The organism is Nocardioides sp. NPDC023903 (assembly GCF_040639295.1).
Taxonomy (GTDB): domain Bacteria; phylum Actinomycetota; class Actinomycetes; order Propionibacteriales; family Nocardioidaceae; genus Nocardioides.
The window spans coordinates 1-1,229 of record NZ_JBEZZS010000085.1; the positions used below are offsets into that span (position 1 = coordinate 1).

The window sequence follows — 1,229 nt, forward strand, 5'->3', positions numbered from 1 at the left end:
GCGATAGATCCGCTCAAGGAGCGGGTCCGCGAACAAGGCCTGTGGGCCACCCACCTCGGACCCGATCTGGGTGGACAGGGATACGGCCAGCTGAAGCTGGCGCTGCTGAACGAAATACTGGGCCGATCATCGTGGGCCCCCATCGTTTTCGGTTGCCAGGCACCCGATACCGGCAACGCGGAGATTCTCGCGCATTTCGGCAGCGCCGAGCAGAAGCAGCGCTATCTGCGCCCGCTCCTGGACGGGGAGATCTTCTCCTGCTTCTCGATGACCGAGCCGCAGGGTGGCGCCGACCCGGCACAATTCGAGACCCGCGCAGTGCGCGAGGGCAACGACTGGGTGATCAACGGCTGGAAGTTCTTCTCCTCCAACGCGCGCACCGCGTCATTCCTGATCGTCATGGCGGTGACAGATCCGGATGTCGGTGTGCACCGAGGCATGTCCATGTTCCTGGTTCCCGGCGACACTCCCGGCATCCGAATCGAACGCGATGTCGGCCTGTACGGGGAACCGCTCGGTGAGGGCTCACACGCACTCATCCACTACGACAATGTCCGCATTCCCGCCGAGTCCCTGCTCGGTGGTGAGGGACAGGCTTTCGCGGTGGCGCAGGTCCGCCTCGGTGGTGGGCGTATCCATCACGCCATGCGCACGATCGGCTTGGCAGGCAAAGCACTGGACATGATGTGCGAACGAGCGCTGTCGCGAAAGACCGCGGGTGAGCGTTTGGCGGACAAGCAGTTCGTCCAGGGCTATATCGCGGACTCCTACGCGCAGCTGACCCAGTTCCGGCTCCTTGTCCTGCACACCGCGTGGAAGATCGACAAGCTCAACGACTACCGCAAAGTCCGCAAGGACATCGCCGCGGTGAAGGTGGTCATGCCCACCGTCCTGCACGACATCGCCTGGCGGGCGATGCAGGTACACGGCGCGCTCGGCGTCTCCAACGAGATGCCCTTCATGACCATGATCCACGGCGCGGGCGTGATGGGACTGGCAGACGGGCCCACCGAGGTGCACAAGGGCACGGTCGCCAAACAGGTACTGCGCGACTACCAGCCCAGCGAAGACCTCTGGCCCAGCGAATGGATTCCGCGCAAGCGCGACGCCGCCCGTGCCATGTACTCCGAATTCCTGGAACACGAAGTGGGGAACCTGTGATCGACACCGAACGCCTCGCCACATGGATGGACGACCGCGGGCTGCCCGGCAAGGGCGCGCCCCTCGAG

General features: G+C 64.5%; 1 protein-coding gene. It reads left to right on the forward strand.

The features are described 5' to 3' along the window. Nucleotides 1–1,161 (forward strand): acyl-CoA dehydrogenase family protein (locus tag AB0F44_RS30105; protein WP_357361032.1); only part of this gene is annotated, 1,161 nt, incomplete at its 5' end. Nucleotides 1,162–1,229: the final 68 nt, after the last annotated feature.